Genomic DNA, 22,888 nt, shown 5'->3' on the forward strand with positions numbered 1-22,888 from the left:
CGCCTGTCAGGAGGTGCCTCGACCGGCTTGCCTCAGCAGGTCCGCAGCACGTGCGATCACGGGCGCGTCTACCATTTCGCCATCCAGCTGGAACGCACCGGGGCTCGACTTTGCGCCATCGATGACCCGCTGCGCCCACGCCAGTTGTGCTTCGGTAGGCCGGTATGCCGCGTTGACCTCCGCTACCTGCGCCGGATGGATGCAAAGCTTTGCGCCGAATCCCAGCCGGCGGCCACGGGTGCTGGCAGCGCGCAGTTCATCCACATCGGAGATGGAGACCGTTACCCCGTCCACCGGCGCGGCAATGCCCGCGGCCCGGGAGGCCAGGACCAGCATGGAGCGGAAGAAGAGCAGTTCCTGGTCGTCCCCTTCGATACCCAGTTCCGTGCGGAAATCCACGGTGCCGAAGATCAGGCGCTCGACGCCCGGCGCGGCGGCGATTTCCGCCACGTTGGTCATGCCGGCGGCAGTCTCGATCAGCGGCAGAACTTTGATTTCCGGCGGCAGGTGTTTCGCGACCTCGCCGATTTGCGCCGCGCTCTCCGCCTTGGGCAGCACGACGCCCTGCACGCCTGGCTTCAGGCAGGCGCGCACGTCATCCTCGAACCATTTCGTCTGCGTGGCGTTGATGCGGACCAGGCCGGTGCCGCCTGCGGCAAGGTAGTCCGCCAGCAGTTGCCTGGCGCGGTCCTTGTCGCTCTCAGAGACGGCATCCTCCAGGTCCAGGATGACGCGATCGGCGCCCGATGCATGGGCCTTGGCAAAGCGCTCCGGCCGGTTGGCGGGAACGAAGAGGTAGGAGCGGGCGATAGCGGTGGTGGTCATGGGAGCACTGTCTGGCAGATAGGCGAGCGCCTCCCCCGGCCTTCAGATGGCCGCGAAGAGGCGGAGCAGGGAACGGCCGCGGTCCGGCCGGGGGATCAGATGGCGCCTTCGGTGCGCAGGCGCGACACGTCGTCGGTGGTGTAGCCGAGTTCGCGCAGGATGTCTTCGCTGTGTTCGCCCAGGGCCGGGATGGCGTCCATGCGCGGGTCGAAGGCATTTGGCATGCCGGGCGGCAACAGTGCCGGAATCACGCCCACCGGCGACGAAACCGACGTCCACCGCTCGCGTGCCTTGAGCTGCGGGTGGTTCCAGACATCGCGCATGTCGTTCATGCGGGCGTTGGCGATCTGGGCGCGCTCCAGGCGCTCGACCACCTGGTCGATGGTCAGCGCGGAGAAGACATCGGTGATGATCTGCGTCAGCTCCTCGCGGCTCTTGGCGCGCAGGGAGTTGGTGACGAAGCGCGCGTCGGTGGCGAGCTCCGGCCGTTCCAGCACGACCCGGCAGAACGCCTCCCACTCGCGCTCGTTCTGCAGGCCGAGGATGATGGTCTTGCCATCGCCGGCCGTGAACGGGCCATAGGGGAAGATGGTCGCATGCGAGGCGCCGGCGCGCGGCGGCGGCGTGGCGCCGTCGAAGGCGTAGTAGAGGGGATAGCTCATCCACTCGACCATGCTTTCCAGCATCGATACGTCGATATGGGCGCCCTTGCCCGTCTTGCCGCGCTGCAGCAGGGCCGCCAGGATATTGGTGTACGCATACATGCCGGCGGCGATGTCCGCGATCGAGCAGCCTGCCTTGGACGGGCTCTCCGGCGTGCCGGTGATGGAGACGAAGCCGGACTCGGCCTGGATCAGCAGGTCATAGGCCTTCTTGTCCCGGTAGGGACCGTCGTTGCCATAGCCGGAGATATCGCAGACGACGATGCCGGGATAGCGCTGCGACAGAGCTTCGTAGGACAGGCCGAGGCGATCGGCGGCGCCCGGTGCCAGGTTCTGGACCAGCACGTCCGCCTTGTCCAGGATCTTCTGCAGGATGGCCGGCGCTTCCTGGTGTTTCAGGTCCAGCGCAAGGCTCTCCTTGGAGCGATTGGTCCAGGCGAAGTGCGACGACATGCCGTCCACTCTCTCGTCATAGCCGCGGGCAAAGTCGCCGACCTTGGGCCGTTCGATCTTGATCACGCGCGCGCCCAGGTCGGCGAGCTGGCGGGTACAGAACGGCGCAGCGATTGCATGCTCCAGGGAAACCACGGTAATGCCATCGAGGGGACGCATAACAGCCTTTTTCGAGAGAGGTAGCGTTCGAACTGCCTTTGCAGGAACAAACGACCGGGATTGGGTGCGCGACGCGAGTTCGCCTGCCAGCAAGTCTCCCAGCGCTTGGAGAGTCGGTAAATCTCGTTTTCTCGAAGCGGCCGTTCGTCTGCGGCGAAAGCACGGGCGTCCGGGACCGGCATGACCCGGTTTGCGACATATGTGACGCCTTGATACAGTTGAGGCAAGGAGCACATATGCATTTTGACTTTGCCGACCTCAGGCTGTTTGCACGCATTGCCGAGGAAGAAAACCTGTCGCGCGGGGCGAAGAAGGCATTTTTGTCGCCTGCCGCGGCCAGCGCACGACTCAAGGCCCTGGAGGACCAGCTAGGGACCCGCCTGTTCTATCGGGAGAGCAAGGGCCTCGCCCTGACCCCCGCCGGCGAGCGCCTGCTGCGGCATACCCGCGTGATCGAGCGCCAGTTCGAGCATGTCAAAAGCGAATTCGAGGAGTATTCCAAGGACACGGTCGGTCATATCCGCATCTTTGCAAACACCACCGCCGTCACCGAGTTCATGCCCGAGGTCCTGGCGCGCTTCATGGCAGAGCGCCCTGCCGTCACCGTCGACCTGCAGGAACGCCTGACGCGGGACATCATCCGCGGTGTCCTGGATGGCAGCGCGGATCTCGGCATCATCTCCGGGCCGCTGAATTCGGAAGGGCTGGAGGTCATCCATTTCAGTACGGACAAGCTCGTGCTGGCGACACCGGTCGGCCATCCCCTGACCAAGAAGCCAGAACTCTCCTTCGACGACACGCTCGACTACGAGCACGTCAGCCTGCATGAAGGCAGCACCCTGCACGCCTTTCTGACCGAACTGGTACGCGACCAACGGCGCAAGCTCCAGATCCGCATCCAGATCCGGAGCTTTGAAGCCATGTGCCGGATGATCGAGGCCGGCGTCGGCATTGGCGTGGTGCCGCTGTCGGCGGCGTTGCGTCACAAGCAGACGATGAAGATCGAAATCATCGAACTGCACGAACCGTGGGCGATCCGGGAGCGTGCGGTGATCGTGCGGGAACTGGAAGGGTTGCCTGGCTGCGCGAAGGCATTGATCGATGAACTGATCGAAGTGGCGCAGGCGGCGGGCGGGAGCCCGGCCGGACTCAATCTCTGATGTGCAGAATGGCTTCAATCTCCACCGTCATACCATGGGGTAAAGAGTTCACGCCCACGGCTGAGCGAGCATGCATTCCCTTTTCCCCAAATGCCTTGACGAGGATGTCCGAGCAGCCGTCAATGACCTTCGTGTGGCCGCGGAACGTTGTGCCCGCATGAACCATGCCCAATAGCTTGACCACCGCTTCGACGCGACTTAGTTCGCCAACGGCAAGCTTTATCGTTGCAAGCATGTTCAGCGCTGCAAGTTGAGCGTCGGCATACCCGGCAGGCACCTGCTCGTCTGAGTCGAGACGCCCCAATCGGTACGAATTGTCCGGTAACCGAGGGCCGTGCCCCGACAGGTAGAGGGTGTTTCCAAGCAATCGATACGGAATATAGGTACCGTTAGGCGGCAAGGCTACTGGAATCTCGAATCCTAGTTCCGCAAGTCTTTCTTCAGGTTTCATACAAAAAATCTCCGTTGGACTATCTGAAAGTAACGCGTCGCCTGCCTGTGGCAGCATAGCCTTGCACCGCCAGCAGCGCTCCCTAGCCTACTGGCGCCCGGTCAGCGCGCGTGCGAAGATGGCCGGGTCGACGTTCCCCCCTGAGCAAACGATCGCCACATTTTTACCGGCCAGGTCGACCTTCTTCTCGATTACTGCAGCCAGGCTCGCGGCCGCGCCGGGCTCGACCACAAGTTTCAGCAGGCGAAAGGCAGCAGATACTGCGCGCAGGGCCTCTTCGTCATTGACGCTGATGCCGGCGAGACGGTGTCGAAGAAGCACACTCAGTGGTTTGGTACCCACAACCGGGCCGGAAATTGCATCCATGACCGTCTTTGGAACCGAGGTATTTCTCTCAGGACTTCCGCTGACCAGCGAATGCGCCATCTTCTCAAAGCCTTGGGGCTCCACGATGTAACACTTAGCCTGCGGGTACTTGGCTGTTACCGCGGTGATGACCCCTGACGATAGCCCTCCACCACTGCAATTCACGAGCAACGCGTCGAGCGACACGCCGCGCTCCTCGAGTTGCTCACAAATCTCCAGGCCAACGGTGCCTTGCCCGGCCATGACATCAAAGTCGTCAAAGGGAGAAACGAATGTCATGCCCCTTTGCTCGATGATTTTGTCCGCGACGGCCTCGCGTTGCTGGGTCTGGGGGTCGTACAGTACGATCTCCGCGCCCCACCAGCGACAGCTATCGATTTTGATTGCAGGCGCTGTTTCCGGCAGCACGATTACCGCGGGACAGCCCACCAACCTGGCGGCCGCGGCAACACCCTGACCGTGGTTGCCGGCCGAGTACGTAACCACCCCACGTTCGAGGCGTCCGGCATCAAGCGAAAGTACCTTGTTCAGCGCCCCTCGGATCTTGAACGAGCCGGTCAGCTGAATCGGTTCCGCCTTGACAAACAAATTGCAACCCGCCGCCTCGTCAAGCATTGGCGTGCTCAGCAGCGGCGTCCGGACAATATGAAGGTTGATGCGGTCCGCAGCGCGGCGAATGTCGTCCAGGTCGAAGTTTTTCATTTCATTTCAGTTCGATGTGAAGCGCACTGACATGCGCAACCAGGCGCGGCTGATGTTGCCGCCAATGCGAATATCGTTCCCGCCAGTGACACCGGAAACGGGAGCTCCGCCTAGTGCTGCAGGATCTTGGAAAGAAAATCCTTCGCGCGCGGCGACCGAGTCTCGGCGTTGCCAAAGAATTCGTCCGTGGCGCAATCCTCGATTATTCTTCCACCATCCATGAAGATCACGCGGTCGCTCACCTTCCTGGCGAAGCCCATTTCGTGGGTCACGCACATCATGGTCATGCCTTCATTCGCCAGTTGCACCATGACGTCCAGCACTTCGCCTACCATCTCCGGGTCCAGCGCCGAAGTTGGCTCGTCAAACAGCATGACAGTCGGATCCATCGACAGCGCCCGGGCAATCGCGACGCGCTGCTGCTGCCCTCCCGACAGTTGTCCCGGATACTTGTCCTTGTGTGCAAGCAGCCCTACACGTTCCAGCATCTTCAGGCCCCGGCACTTCGCGTCAGCGCGATCACGGCCCAGGACTTTCACCTGGGCGAGCGTCAGATTCTCGGTCACGGAGAGATGCGGGAAGAGCTCAAAGTGCTGAAAGACCATGCCTACACCGGAGCGAACCCTGGGGAGGTTGGTTTTGGGATCGGTAATGGAGAAGCCATTGACGACGATATCGCCGCTCTGTACCGGTTCAAGGCCGTTGACCGTCTTGATCAACGTACTTTTTCCGGAGCCGGACGGCCCGCATACGACGACCACCTCTCCTTTGCTGATCCCCGTCGTGCAGTCCGTCAGCACTCGCGTGCTTCCGTACCATTTGCTAATGTTGTTGATACTGATCATGACGCGTCTCCTCAGCGAATGATTTGCACCTTTCTCTGCAGCCTTCTCACGAGCATGGACAGGGAAAGGCAGATAGCGAAATAAACAACCGTCGCTATCAGGTAGGTTTCTACCGGCCGGTTGAGGTTCTTTCCGACCACCTCGAACCCTTTGAGCAGATCATGCGCACCGATCGCATAAACCAGACTCGTGTCCTGAAACAGCACGATCGTCTGTGTCAGCAGCACAGGCAGCATGTTGCGGAAGGCCTGCGGCAGAACCACCTGGTGCATGGTCTGTGCATAGGTCATGCCCATCGCATATCCGGCAAACACCTGTCCCCGTGGCACACTTTGAATGCCCGCCCGCATGATCTCCGAGTAGTAAGCCGCTTCGAATGCGGTGAAGGTGATAATCGCAGAGAGCTCTGCACCAAGCGGTCGCTTCAAAAGCAGGGGTATCAGCAGGAAGAACCACAGGATCACCATCACCAGCGGCACGGATCTGAGCGTGTTGACGTAAGCGGCGGCCGGCACCTCCAGCCATCGCTTGCCGGACAATCGCATCAACGCGAGAATGGTTCCGAGTACGATCCCCCCGAGCATTGCGACCAGCGTGAGTTGCACTGAAAAATAGAGCCCTTTCAGCACGAATCCCGAAACGACGCTCCAGTTGAAGAAACTGAAATCCAGAGTATTCATTTGACTGCCCCCGGCATGCCAGGTACACGGACTTTGCGCTCGATAATGTGCGCAATGCGGTTGACGGCAAAGGCGGAGATGAAATACAAGCCGGTCACCGCCAGGTAGATCTCGATACCCCGGGCGGTTTCTTCCTGCGCCTGCATCGCGAACATTGTCAGTTCGGCGATGCTCACCGCGAATGCCACCGAAGAGTTCTTGATGATGCTCATCGACTCACTGGTAAGCGGCGGAATGATAATTCTCAGCGCCACCGGCAAGATGACGTAGCGATATGTCTGGACCGGGGTGAATCCCATTGCCAGGCCCGCATGGCGCTGGCCTCGCGGCAATGCCAGGATCCCCGCCTTTACCTGCTCCGCAACACGAGAGGAGGTATAAAGTCCCAGCGCCATGACCACCAGGAAAAAGCCAGGCACCGCGCGCAGGCTCGGGATAAGCCCGGGAATGACGTGGTACCAGAGGAAGATCTGAAGCAGCAGCGGAATATTGCGGAATACCTCGGTCCAGACATTGCCGAGCGCCACTACCGCACGATTGCCAGTGGTACGCAACACGCCCACGATGGCACCAACCAGCAACGCCAGAAACAGCGAGCACAGCGCAACGGAAAGCGTCCATCCCCAGGCCGACAGCATCCACTCCAGATACGTCTCGCCTCCGCCGGTGTCCTGAAGAAACACCTGCCAATCCCAATAATTACTCAACGATGTCTCCTTCCGCTACAGTTGCGAACTCACCTGCAGATGGCGTCCGGCGGTATGCTTCGCCGCCGGACGCCAATCGTTTCGCTCTCAGATGCCGCGGTTGTTGGGACTGCTATAGGTGTCCTTCAGCGCTTTCGACATTGGGAAATTCAGGTTGACTCCCGACGGAGGGACCGGGCGCGAGAACCACTTTGCATACAGCTCGTTGATCTCTCCGCTCTTCATGACGGCGCCGATGGTGTCATTGACCAATTCCTTGAAGGCCGGATCGTCCTTGCGGAACATCAAGCCATAGGGCTCATCCCGGAGTCTCTCGTCGAGTATCTTGTATTCATTCGGACTTGCCGAGGTCGCGATCAAACCGGCTAGCTGCACATCTTCCAGGATCATTGCGTTCGCACGGCCAGACGAAAGCAACAGGAACGCATCGGCAATGTCCTTGCCGTACAACTCCTGAAAGTCCTTCTTCTCGGTCCGCCGATAGCTACGAAGTAGCTGAATCGTGGTGGATCCGGTAACCGTGGCAACCGTCTTGCCTTCGAGCTGCGTCATCGAGCTGATTCCGGATTGCTTCTTGACGGCAACTGCAATGCTGCTGACGAAATGTGTAGGCGCGAACTCCACCTGTTGGGCACGTGCAGTGGTATTTGTGGTGGTACTGCACTCGAGATCGATCGTGCCGTTCTGCAGCAATGGGATCCTGTTGGTTGGCGTGACTATCGTGTACTGCACCTTAAGGTTCGGCATCTGCAGTTTCTTCTTGACTGCATCGACCACCTTTAGACACAGATCCGCCGAAAACCCGACCGGATTCGCGTCCGCGCTCGTCTTGTATGAAAACGGGAAGGACGCGTCTCTGGCACCCAACCCAATGACGCCGGACTCCTTGATCTTCTGCAAGGTGTCTTTGGATTGGGCCTGGATGGGGCTAGCGCAAAGCAACGAGCAAAGCGCGATCAAAGAGATAGGCAGTTTCATTTAGTGTCTCCTTATTTCTATACATATTTTCCACGTCGAACCGCACCAGCTCACCGGATGGTGAACGGATTGCCGGTGGCGGCCCCGGTGTTGATCCACACACTCTTGGTCTGCAGGTACGACTCGATCGCGGCGATGCCGTTTTCCCGGCCGAGGCCCGAGTCCTTGTACCCACCGAACGGCGACATGAAGCTGACGGCACGATAGGTGTTCACCCAGACCGTGCCCGCCTGGATCTTCTCCGACATACGGAAGGCCCGACCGATATCGGAGGTCCAGACCCCGGCGCCAAGCCCATAGCAACTGTCGTTGGCAATCGCGATGGCTTCGGCTTCGTCCCTGAACTTCAGGATGGACAGCACCGGCCCGAACACCTCCTCCTGCGCGATACGCATCTTCGGCGAGACCCTGGCGAAGATGGTCGGCTCGACAAACCATCCCTCGCCGCAGGACGCCGGCTTGCCGCCGAGCAGCAGTTCCGCGCCTTCGTCCTGTGCGATCTTGATATACGACAGCACCTTTTCATACTGCGCCGGCGTCGTGATGGGCCCCACCTGCGTGGAGGCATTCATCGGGTTGCCGAGCTTTGCCGTGCCGGCGAGCGCCAGCAGCTTCTCGACAAAGACATCGTGGATGTCTTCCTGCAGCAGCAGCCGTGAACCGGCGATACAGGTCTGGCCGCTCGCGGCAAAGATGCCGGAGACGGCGCCGTTGACGGCGTCATCCAGGTTGGAATCGTTGAAGACGATGTTCGGCGACTTGCCGCCGAGCTCCAGGCTCACGTGCTTGAACTGCGCCGCGCATTGCTGGTTGATGACGCGTCCGGTTGCGTCCGATCCGGTAAAGGTCACCTTCTTGACCAGCGGATGGGTTACCAGCGGCGAGCCGACCTCTGCGCCAAACCCGGTCACGACGTTGAATACGCCCGCGGGAAAGCCTGCTTCCTCGAACAGCAGCGCAAGCTCAAGCGCCGACACGGAGGTGAACTCCGACGGCTTCACCACCACGGAACATCCCGCCGCGAGAGCCGGCGCGATCTTCCACGCCAGCAGCATCAGCGGCGAGTTCCACGGCGTGATGGCCGCCACCACGCCCAGCGGCTCGCGCCGGGTGTAGTTGAAGTAGCCCTTCTTGTCCAGGGGAATGACCGTGCCTTCAATCTTGTCGGCCAGCCCCCCGAAGTAATAGAACCACTGCGGCAGGTACTTGAGCTGTGCGCCCATTTCCGCCAGCAGCTTGCCGTTGTCCTGCACCTCGAACTCGGCCAGCCGCTCGGCGTCCCTGGCAATCAGGTCGCCGAGTTTGCGCAGCAGCGCGCCACGCTGCGTTGCCGTCATCTCCGACCACGGGCCGGAGCGGAACGCCGCGTCGGCCGCCTGCACTGCGCGGTCGACATCCGCTTCGGTGCCGCGGGCCACTTCGGCCCAGGTCTTGCCGGTGTAGGGGTTCTGGGTTTCAAACCAGCGACCGTCGCTCGCATTGACGAAGGTGCCGTCGATGAACATTTGATACTGCTTCATGGCGCAGGGCTTTCCGGGTTCGGGTTGGCAGACTAGAACGGCGCGAAGCCGAGATGCTCGCGGAAACGGTTCTTGACGAAGGTGCCATCGCGCGGCGGCAGCGCCCGCTGCGGCTCGTCGGTCGAGATGTAGACCTGCGCAACGGTCATGCTGTCGGCCTTCCTGATGGCTTGTGCGAGCTTGCCCAGCTCATCGATATCGGAAATTTCGAGCGTCGTCGGCACGCCGACAGCCTTCGCCACCTGAGCCAGGTTGGTACCCAGGCTGGTGTGGCTCTGCTGCATGCCGGTCTCACCGAAGTGGCCGTTATCGAGAATCACGATGTTCAGGTTCTTCTGCTGTTGCGCCGCGGCCGTCGCCAGGCTGCCGATGCCCATCAGCTGCTCGCCGTCGCCGGTGATGGCAATCACGGTCTTCTCGGGCCGGGCGATGGCAAGGCCGAGCGCCAGCGAAGTCGAGCCGCCCATCGCGCCCCACAGGTAGAAGTTGCCGGGTCGGTCGCCGGCAGCAAACACGTCGTACGAAGGAGAACCGAGGCCCGATACCACGAGCGCGTCAGGAAATTGCGTCAGCAGTTCGGCAACGAACTTGCGGCGGTCGATGCCGGGCTTGGCGGCCTTGGAGGTAGAGGTAGTCATAGGATCAGCGCATCCACTTTTTGCGGCCGATAAGGCTCTGGGACAGGAGAACGGCAACGCGGTTGCCAGCGTCGAAGGCGGAAACCAGGCCGGCGTCGACCAGCTCGGCGGCTTCGTCCGGGGAGTTCACGCGATAGACCGTGATGCCCATCAGCTCCAGCGCGCGCTGGGTGGCCTGGCCCATCGGGTTCTGCCAGGGATTGAACTCGGCGTACTCGCCGCGCATGGTCACCAGGGTGAAGAACGGGAACTGGCAGCTCTCCAGCAGCGAGAACATGTTCACGCAGTTGCCGACGCCGCTGCTCTGCATCAGCAGCACGGCGCGGTCCCCGCCGAGCCAGGCGCCGCTGACGACGCCCACGCCTTCTTCTTCGGTGGTCAGCACCACGTCGCGGATTTCGGGATCCGCCTTGGCGCGTCGGATGACATGGGAGTGTCCGGCGTCGGGCACGTAGGCCACCTGGCGCACGCCGTTCTGTTTGAAGACCTGGAAGATGTCCTCTTGCCAGGCAAGGGGCTCAGAGTTGTTTGTCGTCATAGTCGCAAGTTAGGAAGGGGGACAACGAAGGGGACAACGTTTGCTATCATAGAGTTGACTAGCTAGCAGGCTGAAATACAATTAATTGATGCCTGCAATCACGAAGTTGAATGCCGGCCAGGGGCCTCTACAAATATGGACATCAAGCAGCTTCGCGCCCTGTTAGCGATCGCCGAGACCGGGAGCGCCACCAAGGCGGCCGAGCTCCTGCGCATCGTGCAGCCGGCGGTTTCCAGGCACGTGCGCCTGCTCGAGGAGGAGCTCGGCGTGGAACTGTTCGAGCGCGAGCGCCATGGCATGGTCCTGACCGAGGCCGGCCGCACCCTGGTCGAATACGGCCGCAGGGCGATGCAGGAGCTCGACCGCGCCAAGGCGGAGATCACTCCGGCAAGGGGCGCGATTACTGGCACGGCCGTCATTGGGCTTCTCCCCAGCACTTGTGAGTTATTGGCGGCGGAGCTGGTTGCCACGGTGAAAGCCAGGCATCCGCAACTGGTGGTGCGCATCAACGTGGGCTACGCAGGAAACCTGCTGCAATGGCTCGAGGCCGGCGATGTCCAGGTCGCCCTGCTCTACGACACCAAGAGCTCTCCCGGCCTGCAGGTCGAAGCACTGCTCGATGAACAGCTCTACCTGGTGGGGCCGGCCGGCACCCTTGCGCCAGGCGAGGAACAAACCGTCGAGCGCTTCCGCGACCTGCCGCTGATCCTGCCCAACGCCCCGCACGGGCTGCGCAGCGTGGTCGAGCATGCCTGCGCGGTCGCCGGCTTCAGCCCCACGATCGCCGTCGAGACCAACTCCCTGGCCGTGCAGAAGAACCTGGTGGCAAAGGGCTTCGGCCACACCGTGCTGCCGAGTTCCGCGGTGTCCGAGGAGATGGAGGACGGCATCCTTGCCGGCGCGCCGATCGTCTCGCCCAACCTCTCGCGCCGCATCGTGCTGGCGCACGCCGCCACGCGGCGGCTTACACCGGCGGCCGGCTTCGTTTCCGCGGAGCTGGTCGCGCTGATGAAGCGGCTGGTGGTCGACGGGGCATGGCCGGGGGCAACGTGGGTCAGCGCCTGACGCGGCGACGGCGTCGGTGAGTCAGTCAAGCTCGATGTTGGCGGCCTTGATGACCTCGGCCCACCGGCGCGTCTCGGCCTGGACAAATTTGGCCGCCTTGTCCGGGGTGGAATCGACGATGGGCTGCACGCCGATCTTTTCCATGCGCTGACGCACCTCAGGGTCCTTGACAGCCGTCTGCAAGGCAGCGCTCAGCTTTTCAATGACCGGGGCCGGTGTGCCCTTTGGCACCATCACCATATTCCACAGCGACGTTTCATAGTTCGCGTAGCCCGCTTCCTTCATCGTCGGCACGTCTGGCAGCACGCTGGAACGCGTGGCAGTCGTGACCGCGAGCGCCTTCAGGCGACCGGACTGAATCATGGGCGCAGCTGTCGACACTGCATCGGTAATGAACTGGACGTCGCCGGAAATCACCGACTGGATCGCCTGGCTGGCGCCACGGAACGGAACATGGGTGAGCTTCAGGTGCTCCTGGAACTGCAGCAACTCGACCGCCATATGGACGGCGCTACCCTTCCCTGCGGAACCGTAACTGTACTTGCCAGGATTTTTCTTGATGTCCTCGACCAGTTCCTTGGCCGTATTCGCCTTCACCGAAGGATTGACCGCCAGCACCATCGGCACCCCCGCCACCACGGATACCGGCACCAGCGCATTGACGGGGTCATACGGCAGCTTCTTGTAAAGCGTGGCGTTGATGGCGTGGGAACTGGTGCCGAACAACAGCGTGTAGCCATCCGCCGGGCTCTTGGCGACCACATCGGTCGCAATGGTGCCGCCGGCCCCTGCCTTGTTTTCCACCACGACCGACTGCCCGAGCAAGGCGCCGAGCTTGTTCGCCACGATGCGCGCCACCACGTCGGTGCTGCCGCCGGCGGCGAAGCCGACGACCATTCGGACGGGATGGTCAGGATAAGCAGCCTGGGCGTGCGCGCTGAACGAAATGAGCGCACCGATCCCCACTTGAGCCAGCAAGCGTTTCATGTCTCTTCCAGGTAGATATTTTGGTTGGGTGGCGCATTGCGCGTCGGCACCCTTTAAAACGATGGTAGCGAGCAACCGTGGCGACGGTGAAATAGAAAATTCCGCTGCTGCTATCAAGGGGTGGCATGCCTGGGGCTACTACTGCGGTGTTAACCCGAAGCGCCGCGCCGACGAAATCGCCGCGTAAACGCAAGTACGCCGCGCAGCCATCGCCGCGCGGCGTACATTCAAGGTCCAACGGAAGGGAAGCGCTGCCGCGCTACCGGCAGCAGGACGTCAGTCGGCTTCCACCTTCATGGTCTTCAGCAACGGCTGCCACTTGTCGCTTTCCGCCTTGAGCCAGGTCCGCAGTCCTTCCGGCGTCTGCTTGTCTACCGGCACGACCTCGGCACCCAGGTCGTCAAGCCGCTTGGCGACGGCAGGATCCTTCAATGCCTGCTGCAGCGCCTTGGTCAGTCTGGCGGTGACCGCGGGCGGCGTGCCCTTGGGCGCATAGATCCCGTGCCAGACCTTCATCGAGAAGCCCTTCAGGCCCCCTTCCTGCAGCGTCGGCGCATTGGGCAGCGCCTTGATGCGGCTCGGTGTCGTCACGCCATACAGCTTGACGCGGTTGGCGTTGATATGCGACAGCGTCGAGGTGGTCTGGTCGCACAACAGGTCCACCTGCCCGCCCAGCAAGGCCGTCAGCGCGGGGCCGGTGCCCTGGTAGGGAACGGAGGTCATCTTGACTTTGACTGCCTCCTCGAACAGCAGGCCGCATAGCTGCGAAACCGCGCCGAGGCCGGCATTGGCCAGCGAGACCTTCTCCTTGTTCTGCGACACGTACTTGATCAGCTCCGCCGCGTTTGCCGGCGGCAGGTCCTTGCGGCCCAGCAGCGTCATCGGCACATCCGCCACCTGCCCGATGTACTCGAAATCCTTCAGCGGGCTGTAGGACAGCTTCTTGTACAGCGCCGGCGCCGTCGCCATCCCGTTGTGGTGGATCAGGATCGTGTAGCCGTCAGGCTGCGCCCGCGCCACAAATGCGGCCGCCACCGTGCCGCCGGCGCCGAGTTTGTTTTCCACTACAACGCTCTGCCCCAGCTCCTTCGACATGGCCTGCCCCAGTGCCCTGGACACCACGTCGGTCGGGCCGCCGGCCGAGAACGGCACCACCAGCGTAATCGGCTTCGACGGATAAGCATCCGCTGCCAGCGCCCCCGCGGAAAACGCCAATCCGAGCGCCCCGCCCGTGATCCACTTCATACCGGCCAGCATGGCCTTACCCGCTTGAACGCGCATATATCCGTCTCCATGTCGCCGGCGCGTGCTTGCTGTGTCGCACCGGTCGGTTTATCAAACGGAGACTAGAGTGCGGCATAACTGCACCGGAGGGAATCCGGATTTATCGAATGGGTCATACGGCCCGGCCGAACGCAGGGCTGCGCCGCGAGGCCCAGGTTCGCGCGAGTCCAGCCCGCGGAGCCGCCGGCACGGCTTAGCTTGCGGCAGCCGCGAGATCGTGTGGACCACGCCGGAAATCGCAGACACGCTGGCTGACCTCTGCGATCACATCGAGTGCGCGGGTAAAGGCGTCGTTGCGGAACACCGCGGAGTACACCAGCGGCGGGGGCATCGGCTCGCTGCGCACGACGCGCAGCAGGCCCCTTTCAATATCCGGGGCGAAGTAGTCGAGAGCCAGCTGGCTGATGCCAAGGCCTTCGATGGTCAGTTCCCTGAGCACGGTCAGGCTGTTGGTCAAAAAGACCTTCCTGAACCGGAATCCATGTTCGCGGCGCCATGGGCCGTAGTAGGTATTTTTGGCGGAGCCGACCGACTGTTCCAGGACGGGATAGTCGGCAAACTCCTCCGGCTTCAGTGGCCTGTCCGGCAATGCCAGCCGCGGGCTTGCCATCCACAAGTCCTCCACGCGCCCCACCTCGACGGTCTTGTAGGCATCGCCCCAGAACGTCCCGGGCAGGATGGCCAGATCGATCTTGTTGGCCTCCAGGTCATCGAACAGGTTCATGCCGGCGTCCACGACCGGCTCTACCTGCAGCGCCGGATACCTGCGCTTGAGTTCCCGTATCAGTTCCGTCAGCCAGGTCAGGGCAATCAGCTCGGTGACGCCGATGCGGTACGTCCCCGCGACCTCGTCCGCCTGCCCCACTTCGGCCGCGATCCGCTCCCTGAGGCGCATCGCGTCCTGCGCAAGGATCAACAGTCGCGAACCCGCGTGGGTTGGTACCAGGCCTTTTGGCATGCGGTGGACAAGCTGCACGCCCAGCGCCTGTTCGAGTTCGTTGATCCGCTTTGACATCGCGGACTGCGTGGTATGGAGCTTGGTGGCTGCAGCGCTGAACGAGGCGAGCGTTACGCTGAAGTAGAACGCCTCGAGCTGCTTGAACGTCACATTCATGATGGTGGATGGGGCTGAATCAACCTTCCCTATTCTCGCACCTGGAGGGCGCAACCCACGAAAAAAAGGAATACCTCAGCCATCCAATTCCTCGTTTGTTGGACAGAAACCGATAGCAGATACTTTTTCGCAAGTTCAGCCCAACGCGAGTATCCATGCTTCATCTCACCGACCGCCTCAACAGAATCAAGCCTTCCCCGAGCTCCATGGCAGGGCAACTCGTGCGCGAGCTTCGTGCCGCCGGCCGCGACGTCATTGGCCTGACGGCGGGGGAACCCGATTTCGAAACACCGCTTCATATCCGGGAAGCCGCGTGGGAAGCAATGGTCGCAGGCAAGACACGCTATACCGACGTCGGCGGCACTGCCGATCTGCGCGAGGCTGTCGCGCGCAAGTTCAGGCGTGAGAACGGGCTGAGCTACAGCGCCAATGAGATCATCATCAGCACCGGCGCCAAGCAAGTGATTTTCAACGCGATCCTCTGCACCGTGCAGCAAGGCGACGAGGTCATTGTTCCCGCACCGTACTGGGTTTCGTATCCGGATATCACGCTGTTCGCAGGCGGCGTCCCGGTGTTCGCGCCCTGCAAGGCGGAGAACGGCTTCAAGCTGACGCCGGAGGAGCTCGAACGCGCCATCTCACCGCGGACCCGCTGGCTGATCCTGAATTCACCGAACAATCCGAGCGGTGCCGCATATTCCCGCGAAGAGTTGGTCGCGCTCGCCGCCGTGCTGGAGCGCCATCCCCATGTCTGGGTCATGACGGACGACATCTACGAGCACCTGATGTATGACGATTCCGGCTTTGATAATCATATAGCCGGCCTCCCCTCCGTTCGGGTCGAACGGCTGGCGTAGAGTCGAGATGCGAACACCGACGTGACGCACAGGAGGCCGGCATGAACAAGTTTAGTGGAATCGACCTGCACTCGAACAACAGTGTGGTTGTGGTCAGCGATGAAGCTGACCGGGTTATCTACCAGCGGCGGTTACCAAACGATCCGGTCCAGATCCGGACGGCCCTGGCGCCGCATCGTGACGAGCTGGTGGGGGTGGTAATCGAAGCCACGTTTAATTGGTACTGGCTGGTTGATGACCTGATGAAAGATGGCTACCAGGTGCATCTGGCGAACCCCGCAGCGATCAAGCAGTACGAGGGGCTGAAATATAGTGGGGACTTCGCGGATGCAGCCCATCTCGCACAACTGCTGCGTCTGGGGCTATTGCCAGAAGGCTACATTTATCCAGCAGAAGAACGTCCGGTGCGCGATCTCTCGCGCAAGCGCATGCAACTGGTGCAGTGTCGTACGGCCCAGATCCTCGCGATCGAGAACCTGTTCTCACGCCACACTGGTGGGCAGATGCGGGGTGAACAGGTCAAGCATCTGGATAAGACACAGGTCAGCGAATTCGGCTTTGCACCGGACGTAGCGCTCGCGATGAAGGCCAATCTGGCGGTGATGCAAACCTTGCAGGAGCAGATCGGAATCCTCGAGAAGCGTCTCATGGAGCGGGTGAAACTGCAACCCGACTACGTGTTGCTGAACTCGGTGCCTGGCATTGGTCCGGTTCTCGCAACCACGATCATGCTGGAAACCGGAACCATCTCGCGTTTCACCGAGGTTGGTGATTTCAGTTCGTACTGCCGCTGTGTGGACAGCCGGCGCGAAAGCAACAGCAGGAAGAAAGGCGAAGGCAACACAAAGAACGGCAACAAGTATCTGGCGTGGGCATTTGTCGAGGCGGCCAACTTCGCCATGCGTTCGTGCCCGGAAGCTAGACGCTTTTACGAGCGCAAGAAACGCGCACGTAACGGGATTATCGCGATCAAGGCGCTGGCGCACAAGCTGGCGCGCGCCTGCTATCACATGCTTCGGGAGCACAAGCCATTTGACGTAACCCGCTGCTTTGGCTAAAAGGCGGTGCAAGGGGAACGAGCCCGGTAACGTGACTGGTGAAAAGCCATGGTTTTGATTGGGTCCTCCCTTTGCCCCGCCTCCTGTTTGCAGATAGCCGGGTCGCCTAGACAATGAGCCACGCTTGACTGGCGTTGCGCAGGCAACAGCCACGGTTTTGAAACCCATTGGACCTTGTCTGGCACCAACGTTTCTCTGGGGCGGCACCGCCGCCAGGGTGATCGACAATTCATCGCCGATCGCTTGATCCCGATGGGTGTCTGGTGCGATCCGGTTCGCAACCAGCCGCGAGAAAACGGATGCGATACCGCCCCTGCAGGCAGCCGCGACAGGATAATGGAAGGAATTTCGCCAGATTGCCATGATGATGGTTATTTTCATCATCATGGCAATCTGGCGATGGGGAGGATTTGCACCTTGACTTCGGCCGGCTAATGGGTGTCACGATGGCGCAGGCCGCGCCCGTGCTGAAGGATCGCACGCTCACCATCAACGGCGTGTCCAAAGCCTATGCAATGACGGGCTGGCGGATCGGGTACGCCGGTGGCCCCGCCGCACTGGTCAAGGCAATGGTCAAGCTGCAATCCCAGAGCACATCCGGCGCGAACGCCGTTGCCCAGGCCGCCGCCGTCGCAGCCCTCGAAGGGCCCCAGGACTTTATCTCCGCCAACCGGGACATCTTCCGGGCGCGCCGGGATGCGGTGATCGAGGCCTTGGGCAAGATCGACGGCATCGCCTGTGAAGCGCCTGCAGGCGCGTTCTATGTCTTTGCCTCGTGCGAAGGGCTTTTCGGCTCGCGCACGCCGGACGGGCGAGTGATCCGCAACAGCGACGACTGGGTTTCCTGGGTGCTGGAATCGCAGAACCTCGCAGTCCTGCAGGGCTCCGCCTATGGCGTCGATTCCCACTTCCGACTGTCGTTCGCCACCAGCATGGACCAGCTGGCCGAAGGCGCGCGTCGAATCGACGCGGCCGCTGCAGCACTGATCCGATAAGTCCTTCCACAAATCCCACTTTCCGCCCCCGCCATGAACTCACTGCTGAAGCGTCTGCGCTCCCCGAGCGCCCTGCGAATCGTAGCGGCAAGCCTGTCGCTGCTTGCCACTGCCGCGCATTCCGAAGAGCCATATCCGTCCAAACCGGTTCGAATCCTTGTGGGCTTTTCTCCGGGCGGGTCGAACGATATCGTGGCCCGGTTGATCGCCCCCAGGCTGGCCGAGGCGCTGGGCAAGCAAGTCCTGATCGACAACCGGCCAGGCGCAGGCGGCAACATTGCCGCCGACACCATGCTGAAAGCGCCGGCGGATGGCCATACCCTGATGATCTGCACGACGGGGATGCTGTCGATCCAGCCCTTCCTGCAGAAGATGGCCTATGACCCGCAGACGGACATCATCCCCGTCTCCCTGATCGCCAATACGCCTTACATCGCCCTGGTCAATGCGTCCCTTCCCGTGCACAACGTCAAGGAGCTGGTCGCGTATGCCAAGGCAAACCCCGGGAAAGTGAACTTCGCTTCGTCGGGCAATGGCACCGCAGGCCATCTCGCGGGGGAAATGCTGAAGCTGCGCGCGGGCATCAACATCGTCCACGTCCCATACAAGGGCACCGGGCAAGCCATGACAGACCTGCTCGGCGGCCAGGTTTCGCTGATTTTCGACCAGCCGATCAGTTCCCTGCCCTATGCAAAATCCGGCAAGCTGCGGGTCCTTGGAGTGGCCGCGACGCAGCGGCTGAAATCGCTGCCTGATGTCCCCACGTTCGCTGAGGCGGGTGTCCCCGGCTTCGACCCGGTGGCATGGACAGGCCTGTGCGCTGCGAAAGGCACGCCCTCCAACGTGATCGCCCGCCTGCAACGCGAGATCCAGCAAGTCCTGCACCAGCCGGATATTGCACAGCGGCTGAGCCAGGACGGCATGGAGGTGGTAGCCAGTTCTTCAGAGAAGTTCCGGGAGTTCCTGATCACCGACAAGCGCAAGTGGTCGGGGGTCATCAAGGAAGCCAACGTTACGCTGAACTGAGAGGTCAGGCATGGAAACGAAAGACAAAGCTAACGATATCCAGCGTGACTTTGAGCGGGTCTCGCCTGAGCTGGTCGCGCAGGCTTCCCGGTTCGCGTCATCGATCCTCGCCGATGTTGCCGGCCGCAGAGGTGGCATGCATGGCCGCATCGCGCCGCTGGACAGCGGCAGCCGGTTCTGCGGCCCGGCGCTCACGGTCGAAGTGCGGCCCGGTGACAATCTGATGATTCATGCCGCAATGGCTATCTCCCGGCCGGGCGATGTCATCGTGGTGGACGGCAAGGGCGACCAGTCCTGCGCATTGATGGGTGCCATCATGGCAAACCAATGCAAGGCGATCGGCGTGGCTGCCGTCGTCCTGGATGCCGCGGCCCGCGATGCCGAAGAGATCCGCAAACTAGGGTTCCCGATGTATTCGGTGGGCACCAATCCGAACGGACCGACCAAGCTCGTGCCAGGCCGGGTGAACCACCCGATCCAATGCGGGGGCGTAACGGTCCATCCGGGCGATCTTGTTATCGGCGATGCGGATGGCGTCGTCGTGGTCCAACGCGAGCACGTAGCTGCCCTGCTCGCCAAGGCATCCGACAAGGTTGCCGCGGAACGCAACCGCATCGACGGCATCCGCTCCGGCAAGGCGCTACGCCCATCGTGGCTGGACGCATCGCTGCAGGCAGCAGGCGTGCTCAAGGCTGGAGAAAGTCTCTCATAAGCACGCAATGAGGTGGCGGCGGAAGTCCTGCCAGCTTTCATACGGCTGACGTCTAGCGCGCGATCACGCGGCGAGTTCCGAGGCCTTGATCACCCCGGGCGCATGCTTGCGGGCGAGCCGCACCAGGCTCTCTCCTTCGAAAGCCGGCCGCCACGCTTCGAATTCAGTCACGTGGATAAAGTCAAGGCCAGTGTCCGCCAGCGTTCCGAACACCGCTTCGGCGCCGGCCTCCGCTTCGGTCCGCACTACGGCGCGCCCCGGCGCCTTGTCTGCCTGTGCCTCGCACCAAAATCGCAGCACTGCCGGGCAATGTCCGCAACGGCATAGCCGAGTGCCGCCTGGTGTTGCTTCAGGAACACTGCAAAGTAGGTAATGCCCGGCGCAGGCGGGTCGGTGCGCACGTGCTGGAGGCGCTTCTGCCTGATCTCCTGTTCGAACAAGTGCAGAGGCACGCAGCTCACCCCCATGCCGGCTTCCACGAGACCGGCGAGCGCGACCAGGCTGTTGCTGCCTGACACGCGATGGGGCTGGATACCAGCCTGCGCAAACAAGGTCTCGCAAAGCGCCGTAAGGCCGGAGCCCGCGTCCTGCTCGATCAGCGGCAGTGCCGCGAGGTCCTGCAGCGAGATGACCGCATTGCCATCGAAAGCGCCGCTCGGACAAATCCACCCGAACGGCACGGATTGCAGCCTGACCGACGCCATGGCCGGCACGATATAGGCTTCTGGCAGCACCGCCAGATCCAGTCGTCCATCCAGCACCTTGTCGCGCAGCGAGGCGGACAGGTCGACGTCCGGCTGCAGCGTGACCTGCGGATACACGCCGTTGAGCCTTCGCACCAGGCCCGGGAACCACGTCAGCGCGACGAGTTCCGTAATGCCGATGTGCAGGACGCGAGCGACGTGCTTCGCGGACGCCTTGACCTCCTCCAGGCGCGCGGTTGCCGCAAGGAAGTTCTCGCACAGCTCGAGCAGTTCCTGCCCTTTCGGTGTCAGCGCGGCTTTCCTGCCTGAGCTGTCGAACAATGGCGCCGCCGAGATCCGCTCCAGTTCCTGCAGGCGCTTGGTTGCCGCCGATTGCGTCACGTGCAGCTTGGACGCCGCCCGTTGCACGGTTCCCAGCTTCGCGACCCAGTAGAACGCTTCCACTTGCTTGATGGTGATCATGCAGCAGCCTCTCTCACCGTTCGATGTCCCTGACGGGTGCGTGATAGGAATGCTCGAAGTCGCAAGTGCTGCGCGCGAGTTCGACCACGCTGCGCAGGAATGGCATCGCCACATCGGAGCGAATCAACGTCACGTAGCGCACGCGCGGCAGCTTCGGCGTGACGTTCAGCTCCACCAGCTGCCCTGACTCCAGCAGGTTCCCGATCACCGAGCGGGGCAGGTACGCCACGCCGAGCCCCGAGGCGGCAATGCCGACCAGCGCGACCAGGCTGTTGCTTGAGATGGTATTGCGCGGCACCACGCCGTGCCGTCGCAGCCATTCGCCGATCAGGATGCCGGAGCCCGACAGGTTGCCCTGCGTAAGCAACGTGTATTCGCTCATACGGGACAAGGACATGCGGCCCATACCAGGTCGCAAGCCCGGCGTGCAGAACCACTCGTTCTGTACCTCGGCCAGCTTATCCTTCACATAGCCCGTGGTAGCAAACGCGTCCGGGAGGATAGCGAGGTCAAGTTGCCCGGCCTGCAGCCGCTCGCGCAAATGCACGCTGTAGTCGACTTCCGGCTCGATCGTGACGCGCGGATATGCCGCCTGGATGGCCTCCAGCAACCTCGGCAGCCAGGTCAGCGCCGTCAGCTCGGTCACGCCGAGGCGTAGCTTGCGGGTCAGCACCTCCTTGCTGGCGATCCGCTCCAGCAGCAGGTCGCGCTGCATCAGCACGGCCTTGGCCCGGTTGAGCACCTCCACGCCTTCCACCGTGAGCCGCACCGTGCGTCCGGCGCGGTCCAGCAGCGGATAGCCGAAATCCTCTTCGAAGTCGCGGATGTGCCGGGACACCGCCGAATGGACCACACCGAGGCGCCGTGCGGCCGCCTCCACCGAACCCGTGTCCGCAATCGCAGCCAGGGCCTCCAGTTGCTTGAGCGTCGTCATGGCCTTAGGGGTAACCCCATCGTTCCGTCACAATTTTGAATGAGATAGCGCCTGAAAATGTCGCTTTAACTAATTATATCCATCTGCAAGAATCGTTTTCACGTTGCGCAACCGGACCTGCGCACCTGACGACGAAGACCCACAGACACTGCCCCTGGAGAAACCATGAAGTCCATCATCAAAGCGAGCTTTGCCGTACTGGCCTGTGCCGCGGCCATGGCCGCACCTGCCCACGCCGACCAGTTGGCCGACATCAAATCCCGGGGCACGCTGGTCTGCGGCGTGCTCAGCAACCTGGAGCCGTTCGGCTTCCAGGACCCGTCCACCCGCGAACTGGCCGGCTACGACGTCGACTTCTGCAAGGCCATCGCCAAATCGCTGGGCGTGAAGCCCGAGCTGAAAGTGATATCGCTCGAAGCGCGCATCCCCGAGCTAAGCCAGGGTCGCGTGGACCTGCTGGCCGCGGTGCTCGGCTATACGCCGGCGCGCGCCGAGCAGATTGCCTTCTCCGACAGCTACTTCGTCAGCGAGCAGAAGCTGGCGGTCAAGGCCAGTGGCGCGTTCAAGCAGCGCGATGACCTCGCCGGCAAGCGGATCAGCACGATCAAGGGATCGAGCACGCAGAACTTCGTACAAAAGGTACTGCCGTCGGCCCAGCTCGTCAGCTACGACGACGCTCCGTCCGCGTTCATGGCACTGGTGCAAGGCAAGGTCGATGGCTTCGGCCTGTCGGAGTCGATGCTGCGCCGCTTCATCGCCAAGCTGGGACCGTCCGGAAATATCCAGGTGATCACCCCCGCCCTGGGGCAGGAAGCCTGGGGCCTGGGCCTCAAGAAGGGCGAGCCGGCCCTGGAAAAGGCCGTCAACACCGCACTGGCCGATATGGAGAAGTCCGGCGAAGCGCAGCAGATCTTCGACAAGTGGCTGGGACCCAAGACCTTGTTCCAGATGAAGCGGGAGTTCCGCATCCAGCCGATCAAGGGCTGAGAACACAAAGGCGGGGCCG

25 protein-coding genes and 1 pseudogene are annotated in these 22,888 nt (G+C 62.1%); 9 read left to right on the forward strand and 17 right to left on the reverse strand.

Going from position 1 to position 22,888, the window contains the following annotated elements:
* Positions 1 to 6: 6 nt before the first annotated feature.
* Positions 7 to 825: a CoA ester lyase gene (locus ABNX08_RS27460; protein ID WP_022538857.1), complete on the reverse strand. Its 819-nt coding sequence runs from the start codon at positions 823 to 825 to the stop codon at positions 7 to 9.
* Between the two features lie 95 nt (positions 826 to 920).
* Positions 921 to 2,099, reverse strand: a complete 1,179-nt coding sequence (locus ABNX08_RS27465; protein ID WP_022538858.1) for a CaiB/BaiF CoA-transferase family protein — start codon at positions 2,097 to 2,099, stop codon at positions 921 to 923.
* 236 nt (positions 2,100 to 2,335) lie between these two features.
* Here ABNX08_RS27465 and ABNX08_RS27470 point away from each other — a divergent pair, with 236 nt between their 5' ends.
* The gene (locus tag ABNX08_RS27470; RefSeq protein ID WP_022538859.1) at positions 2,336 to 3,259 is read left to right on the forward strand and encodes a LysR family transcriptional regulator; all 924 of its coding nucleotides are present in this window, start codon (positions 2,336 to 2,338) and stop codon (positions 3,257 to 3,259) included.
* Here the strand turns inward: ABNX08_RS27470 and ABNX08_RS27475 are convergent.
* From ABNX08_RS27475 to ABNX08_RS27515, 9 genes are all read right to left on the reverse strand, one after another.
* Positions 3,249 to 3,710, reverse strand: a complete 462-nt coding sequence (locus ABNX08_RS27475) for a RidA family protein (protein WP_022538860.1) — start codon at positions 3,708 to 3,710, stop codon at positions 3,249 to 3,251. The two genes, ABNX08_RS27470 and ABNX08_RS27475, sit on opposite strands and share 11 nt — an antisense overlap.
* Before the next feature lie 87 nt (positions 3,711 to 3,797).
* Entirely contained in the window at positions 3,798 to 4,778 is a 981-nt protein-coding gene (locus ABNX08_RS27480) for a threonine/serine dehydratase (protein ID WP_022538861.1), read from the reverse strand.
* A 110-nt stretch (positions 4,779 to 4,888) separates the two neighbouring features.
* Positions 4,889 to 5,623: an amino acid ABC transporter ATP-binding protein gene (locus ABNX08_RS27485; RefSeq protein WP_022538862.1), complete on the reverse strand. Its 735-nt coding sequence runs from the start codon at positions 5,621 to 5,623 to the stop codon at positions 4,889 to 4,891.
* An 11-nt stretch (positions 5,624 to 5,634) separates the two neighbouring features.
* Complete coding sequence (locus tag ABNX08_RS27490) at positions 5,635 to 6,303, reverse strand: amino acid ABC transporter permease (protein WP_022538863.1); 669 nt, start codon at positions 6,301 to 6,303, stop codon at positions 5,635 to 5,637.
* Positions 6,300 to 7,010 carry an amino acid ABC transporter permease gene (locus tag ABNX08_RS27495; RefSeq protein WP_022538864.1) on the reverse strand — a complete coding sequence of 237 codons (711 nt, stop codon included), beginning with the start codon at positions 7,008 to 7,010 and terminating at the stop codon, positions 6,300 to 6,302. The genes ABNX08_RS27490 and ABNX08_RS27495 overlap by 4 nt, the downstream gene beginning before the upstream one ends.
* A gap of 87 nt (positions 7,011 to 7,097) precedes the next feature.
* Positions 7,098 to 7,988 (reverse strand): amino acid ABC transporter substrate-binding protein, encoded by an 891-nt coding sequence (locus tag ABNX08_RS27500; protein ID WP_022538865.1) that lies wholly within the window; start codon positions 7,986 to 7,988, stop codon positions 7,098 to 7,100.
* A 50-nt stretch (positions 7,989 to 8,038) separates the two neighbouring features.
* Positions 8,039 to 9,508, reverse strand: coding sequence for an aldehyde dehydrogenase (locus ABNX08_RS27505; protein ID WP_022538866.1), 1,470 nt, complete (start codon positions 9,506 to 9,508; stop codon positions 8,039 to 8,041).
* 32 nt (positions 9,509 to 9,540) lie between these two features.
* On the reverse strand, positions 9,541 to 10,146 hold the full coding sequence (locus tag ABNX08_RS27510; RefSeq protein WP_022538867.1) for a thiamine pyrophosphate-dependent enzyme: 606 nt from the start codon (positions 10,144 to 10,146) through the stop codon (positions 9,541 to 9,543).
* Between the two features lie 4 nt (positions 10,147 to 10,150).
* Complete coding sequence (locus ABNX08_RS27515; protein ID WP_022538868.1) at positions 10,151 to 10,684, reverse strand: thiamine pyrophosphate-binding protein; 534 nt, start codon at positions 10,682 to 10,684, stop codon at positions 10,151 to 10,153.
* Between the two features lie 135 nt (positions 10,685 to 10,819).
* On the opposite strand from ABNX08_RS27515, the gene ABNX08_RS27520 reads away from it, so the two are divergent.
* The gene (locus tag ABNX08_RS27520) at positions 10,820 to 11,749 is read left to right on the forward strand and encodes a LysR substrate-binding domain-containing protein (RefSeq protein WP_022538869.1); all 930 of its coding nucleotides are present in this window, start codon (positions 10,820 to 10,822) and stop codon (positions 11,747 to 11,749) included.
* Positions 11,750 to 11,770: 21 nt separating this feature from the next.
* Here ABNX08_RS27520 and ABNX08_RS27525 read toward each other — a convergent pair whose 3' ends face one another.
* From ABNX08_RS27525 to ABNX08_RS27535, 3 genes are all read right to left on the reverse strand, one after another.
* Positions 11,771 to 12,811, reverse strand: a complete 1,041-nt coding sequence (locus tag ABNX08_RS27525) for a tripartite tricarboxylate transporter substrate binding protein (protein ID WP_349608193.1) — start codon at positions 12,809 to 12,811, stop codon at positions 11,771 to 11,773.
* 201 nt (positions 12,812 to 13,012) lie between these two features.
* A complete protein-coding gene (locus ABNX08_RS27530) occupies positions 13,013 to 14,017 on the reverse strand; it encodes a tripartite tricarboxylate transporter substrate-binding protein (protein ID WP_022538871.1) in 1,005 nt (334 codons plus the stop codon).
* Between the two features lie 196 nt (positions 14,018 to 14,213).
* Positions 14,214 to 15,134: a LysR family transcriptional regulator gene (locus ABNX08_RS27535; RefSeq protein WP_349608191.1), complete on the reverse strand. Its 921-nt coding sequence runs from the start codon at positions 15,132 to 15,134 to the stop codon at positions 14,214 to 14,216.
* A gap of 155 nt (positions 15,135 to 15,289) precedes the next feature.
* Here ABNX08_RS27535 and ABNX08_RS27540 point away from each other — a divergent pair.
* The 6 genes and pseudogenes from ABNX08_RS27540 to ABNX08_RS27565 all read left to right on the forward strand — a co-directional run.
* A pseudogene (locus tag ABNX08_RS27540) lies at positions 15,290 to 15,973 on the forward strand (aminotransferase class I/II-fold pyridoxal phosphate-dependent enzyme); the annotation flags it as partial.
* Between the two features lie 59 nt (positions 15,974 to 16,032).
* On the forward strand, positions 16,033 to 17,049 hold the full coding sequence (locus ABNX08_RS27545) for an IS110 family transposase (protein ID WP_374063721.1): 1,017 nt from the start codon (positions 16,033 to 16,035) through the stop codon (positions 17,047 to 17,049).
* A gap of 174 nt (positions 17,050 to 17,223) precedes the next feature.
* Positions 17,224 to 17,484, forward strand: a complete 261-nt coding sequence (locus ABNX08_RS27550) for a hypothetical protein (protein WP_374063722.1) — start codon at positions 17,224 to 17,226, stop codon at positions 17,482 to 17,484.
* Positions 17,484 to 18,044, forward strand: coding sequence for an aminotransferase class I/II-fold pyridoxal phosphate-dependent enzyme (locus ABNX08_RS27555; protein ID WP_374063723.1), 561 nt, complete (start codon positions 17,484 to 17,486; stop codon positions 18,042 to 18,044). The genes ABNX08_RS27550 and ABNX08_RS27555 overlap by 1 nt, the downstream gene beginning before the upstream one ends.
* 33 nt (positions 18,045 to 18,077) lie before the next feature.
* Positions 18,078 to 19,070, forward strand: coding sequence for a tripartite tricarboxylate transporter substrate binding protein (locus ABNX08_RS27560; RefSeq protein WP_022538874.1), 993 nt, complete (start codon positions 18,078 to 18,080; stop codon positions 19,068 to 19,070).
* 10 nt (positions 19,071 to 19,080) lie between these two features.
* Positions 19,081 to 19,782 carry an RraA family protein gene (locus ABNX08_RS27565; protein ID WP_022538875.1) on the forward strand — a complete coding sequence of 234 codons (702 nt, stop codon included), beginning with the start codon at positions 19,081 to 19,083 and terminating at the stop codon, positions 19,780 to 19,782.
* A 63-nt stretch (positions 19,783 to 19,845) separates the two neighbouring features.
* Here the strand turns inward: ABNX08_RS27565 and ABNX08_RS27570 are convergent, their stop codons facing one another.
* Genes ABNX08_RS27570 through ABNX08_RS27580 form a run of 3 tightly spaced genes read right to left on the reverse strand, consistent with a single transcriptional unit; the run spans position 19,846 to position 21,882 of the window.
* A complete protein-coding gene (locus tag ABNX08_RS27570; protein ID WP_022538876.1) occupies positions 19,846 to 20,028 on the reverse strand; it encodes a hypothetical protein in 183 nt (60 codons plus the stop codon).
* Positions 20,028 to 20,948: a LysR family transcriptional regulator gene (locus tag ABNX08_RS27575; protein WP_022538877.1), complete on the reverse strand. Its 921-nt coding sequence runs from the start codon at positions 20,946 to 20,948 to the stop codon at positions 20,028 to 20,030. Before ABNX08_RS27575 ends, ABNX08_RS27570 begins: the two co-directional genes overlap by 1 nt.
* A 13-nt stretch (positions 20,949 to 20,961) precedes the next feature.
* A complete protein-coding gene (locus tag ABNX08_RS27580; protein ID WP_022538878.1) occupies positions 20,962 to 21,882 on the reverse strand; it encodes a LysR family transcriptional regulator in 921 nt (306 codons plus the stop codon).
* Positions 21,883 to 22,047: 165 nt separating this feature from the next.
* On the opposite strand from ABNX08_RS27580, the gene ABNX08_RS27585 reads away from it, so the two are divergent.
* The gene (locus tag ABNX08_RS27585; protein WP_022538879.1) at positions 22,048 to 22,869 is read left to right on the forward strand and encodes an ABC transporter substrate-binding protein; all 822 of its coding nucleotides are present in this window, start codon (positions 22,048 to 22,050) and stop codon (positions 22,867 to 22,869) included.
* Positions 22,870 to 22,888: the final 19 nt, after the last annotated feature.

The sequence above is a fragment of the Cupriavidus sp. DF5525 genome, assembly GCF_040149425.2.
GTDB classification, from domain to species: Bacteria; Pseudomonadota; Gammaproteobacteria; order Burkholderiales; family Burkholderiaceae; genus Cupriavidus; species Cupriavidus pickettii_A.

Bases quoted from the DNA above. Each gene is read 5' to 3' on its own strand.
- ABNX08_RS27465 (WP_022538858.1), bottom strand. From the start codon at position 2,099: ATGCGTCCCCTCGATGGCATTACCGTGGTTTCCCTGGAGCATGCAATC.
- ABNX08_RS27505 (WP_022538866.1), bottom strand. From the start codon at position 9,508: ATGAAGCAGTATCAAATGTTCATCGACGGCACCTTCGTCAATGCGAGC.
- ABNX08_RS27585 (WP_022538879.1), top strand. From the start codon at position 22,048: ATGAAGTCCATCATCAAAGCGAGCTTTGCCGTACTGGCCTGTGCCGCG.
- ABNX08_RS27470 (WP_022538859.1), top strand. From the start codon at position 2,336: ATGCATTTTGACTTTGCCGACCTCAGGCTGTTTGCACGCATTGCCGAG.
- ABNX08_RS27460 (WP_022538857.1), bottom strand. From the start codon at position 825: ATGACCACCACCGCTATCGCCCGCTCCTACCTCTTCGTTCCCGCCAAC.
- ABNX08_RS27515 (WP_022538868.1), bottom strand. From the start codon at position 10,684: ATGACGACAAACAACTCTGAGCCCCTTGCCTGGCAAGAGGACATCTTC.
- ABNX08_RS27480 (WP_022538861.1), bottom strand. From the start codon at position 4,778: ATGAAAAACTTCGACCTGGACGACATTCGCCGCGCTGCGGACCGCATC.
- ABNX08_RS27580 (WP_022538878.1), bottom strand. From the start codon at position 21,882: ATGACGACGCTCAAGCAACTGGAGGCCCTGGCTGCGATTGCGGACACG.
- ABNX08_RS27545 (WP_374063721.1), top strand. From the start codon at position 16,033: ATGAACAAGTTTAGTGGAATCGACCTGCACTCGAACAACAGTGTGGTT.
- ABNX08_RS27490 (WP_022538863.1), bottom strand. From the start codon at position 6,303: ATGAATACTCTGGATTTCAGTTTCTTCAACTGGAGCGTCGTTTCGGGA.
- ABNX08_RS27510 (WP_022538867.1), bottom strand. From the start codon at position 10,146: ATGACTACCTCTACCTCCAAGGCCGCCAAGCCCGGCATCGACCGCCGC.
- ABNX08_RS27575 (WP_022538877.1), bottom strand. From the start codon at position 20,948: ATGATCACCATCAAGCAAGTGGAAGCGTTCTACTGGGTCGCGAAGCTG.
- ABNX08_RS27530 (WP_022538871.1), bottom strand. From the start codon at position 14,017: ATGCGCGTTCAAGCGGGTAAGGCCATGCTGGCCGGTATGAAGTGGATC.
- ABNX08_RS27535 (WP_349608191.1), bottom strand. From the start codon at position 15,134: ATGAATGTGACGTTCAAGCAGCTCGAGGCGTTCTACTTCAGCGTAACG.
- ABNX08_RS27555 (WP_374063723.1), top strand. From the start codon at position 17,484: ATGGGTGTCACGATGGCGCAGGCCGCGCCCGTGCTGAAGGATCGCACG.
- ABNX08_RS27485 (WP_022538862.1), bottom strand. From the start codon at position 5,623: ATGATCAGTATCAACAACATTAGCAAATGGTACGGAAGCACGCGAGTG.
- ABNX08_RS27500 (WP_022538865.1), bottom strand. From the start codon at position 7,988: ATGAAACTGCCTATCTCTTTGATCGCGCTTTGCTCGTTGCTTTGCGCT.
- ABNX08_RS27475 (WP_022538860.1), bottom strand. From the start codon at position 3,710: ATGAAACCTGAAGAAAGACTTGCGGAACTAGGATTCGAGATTCCAGTA.
- ABNX08_RS27560 (WP_022538874.1), top strand. From the start codon at position 18,078: ATGAACTCACTGCTGAAGCGTCTGCGCTCCCCGAGCGCCCTGCGAATC.
- ABNX08_RS27565 (WP_022538875.1), top strand. From the start codon at position 19,081: ATGGAAACGAAAGACAAAGCTAACGATATCCAGCGTGACTTTGAGCGG.
- ABNX08_RS27520 (WP_022538869.1), top strand. From the start codon at position 10,820: ATGGACATCAAGCAGCTTCGCGCCCTGTTAGCGATCGCCGAGACCGGG.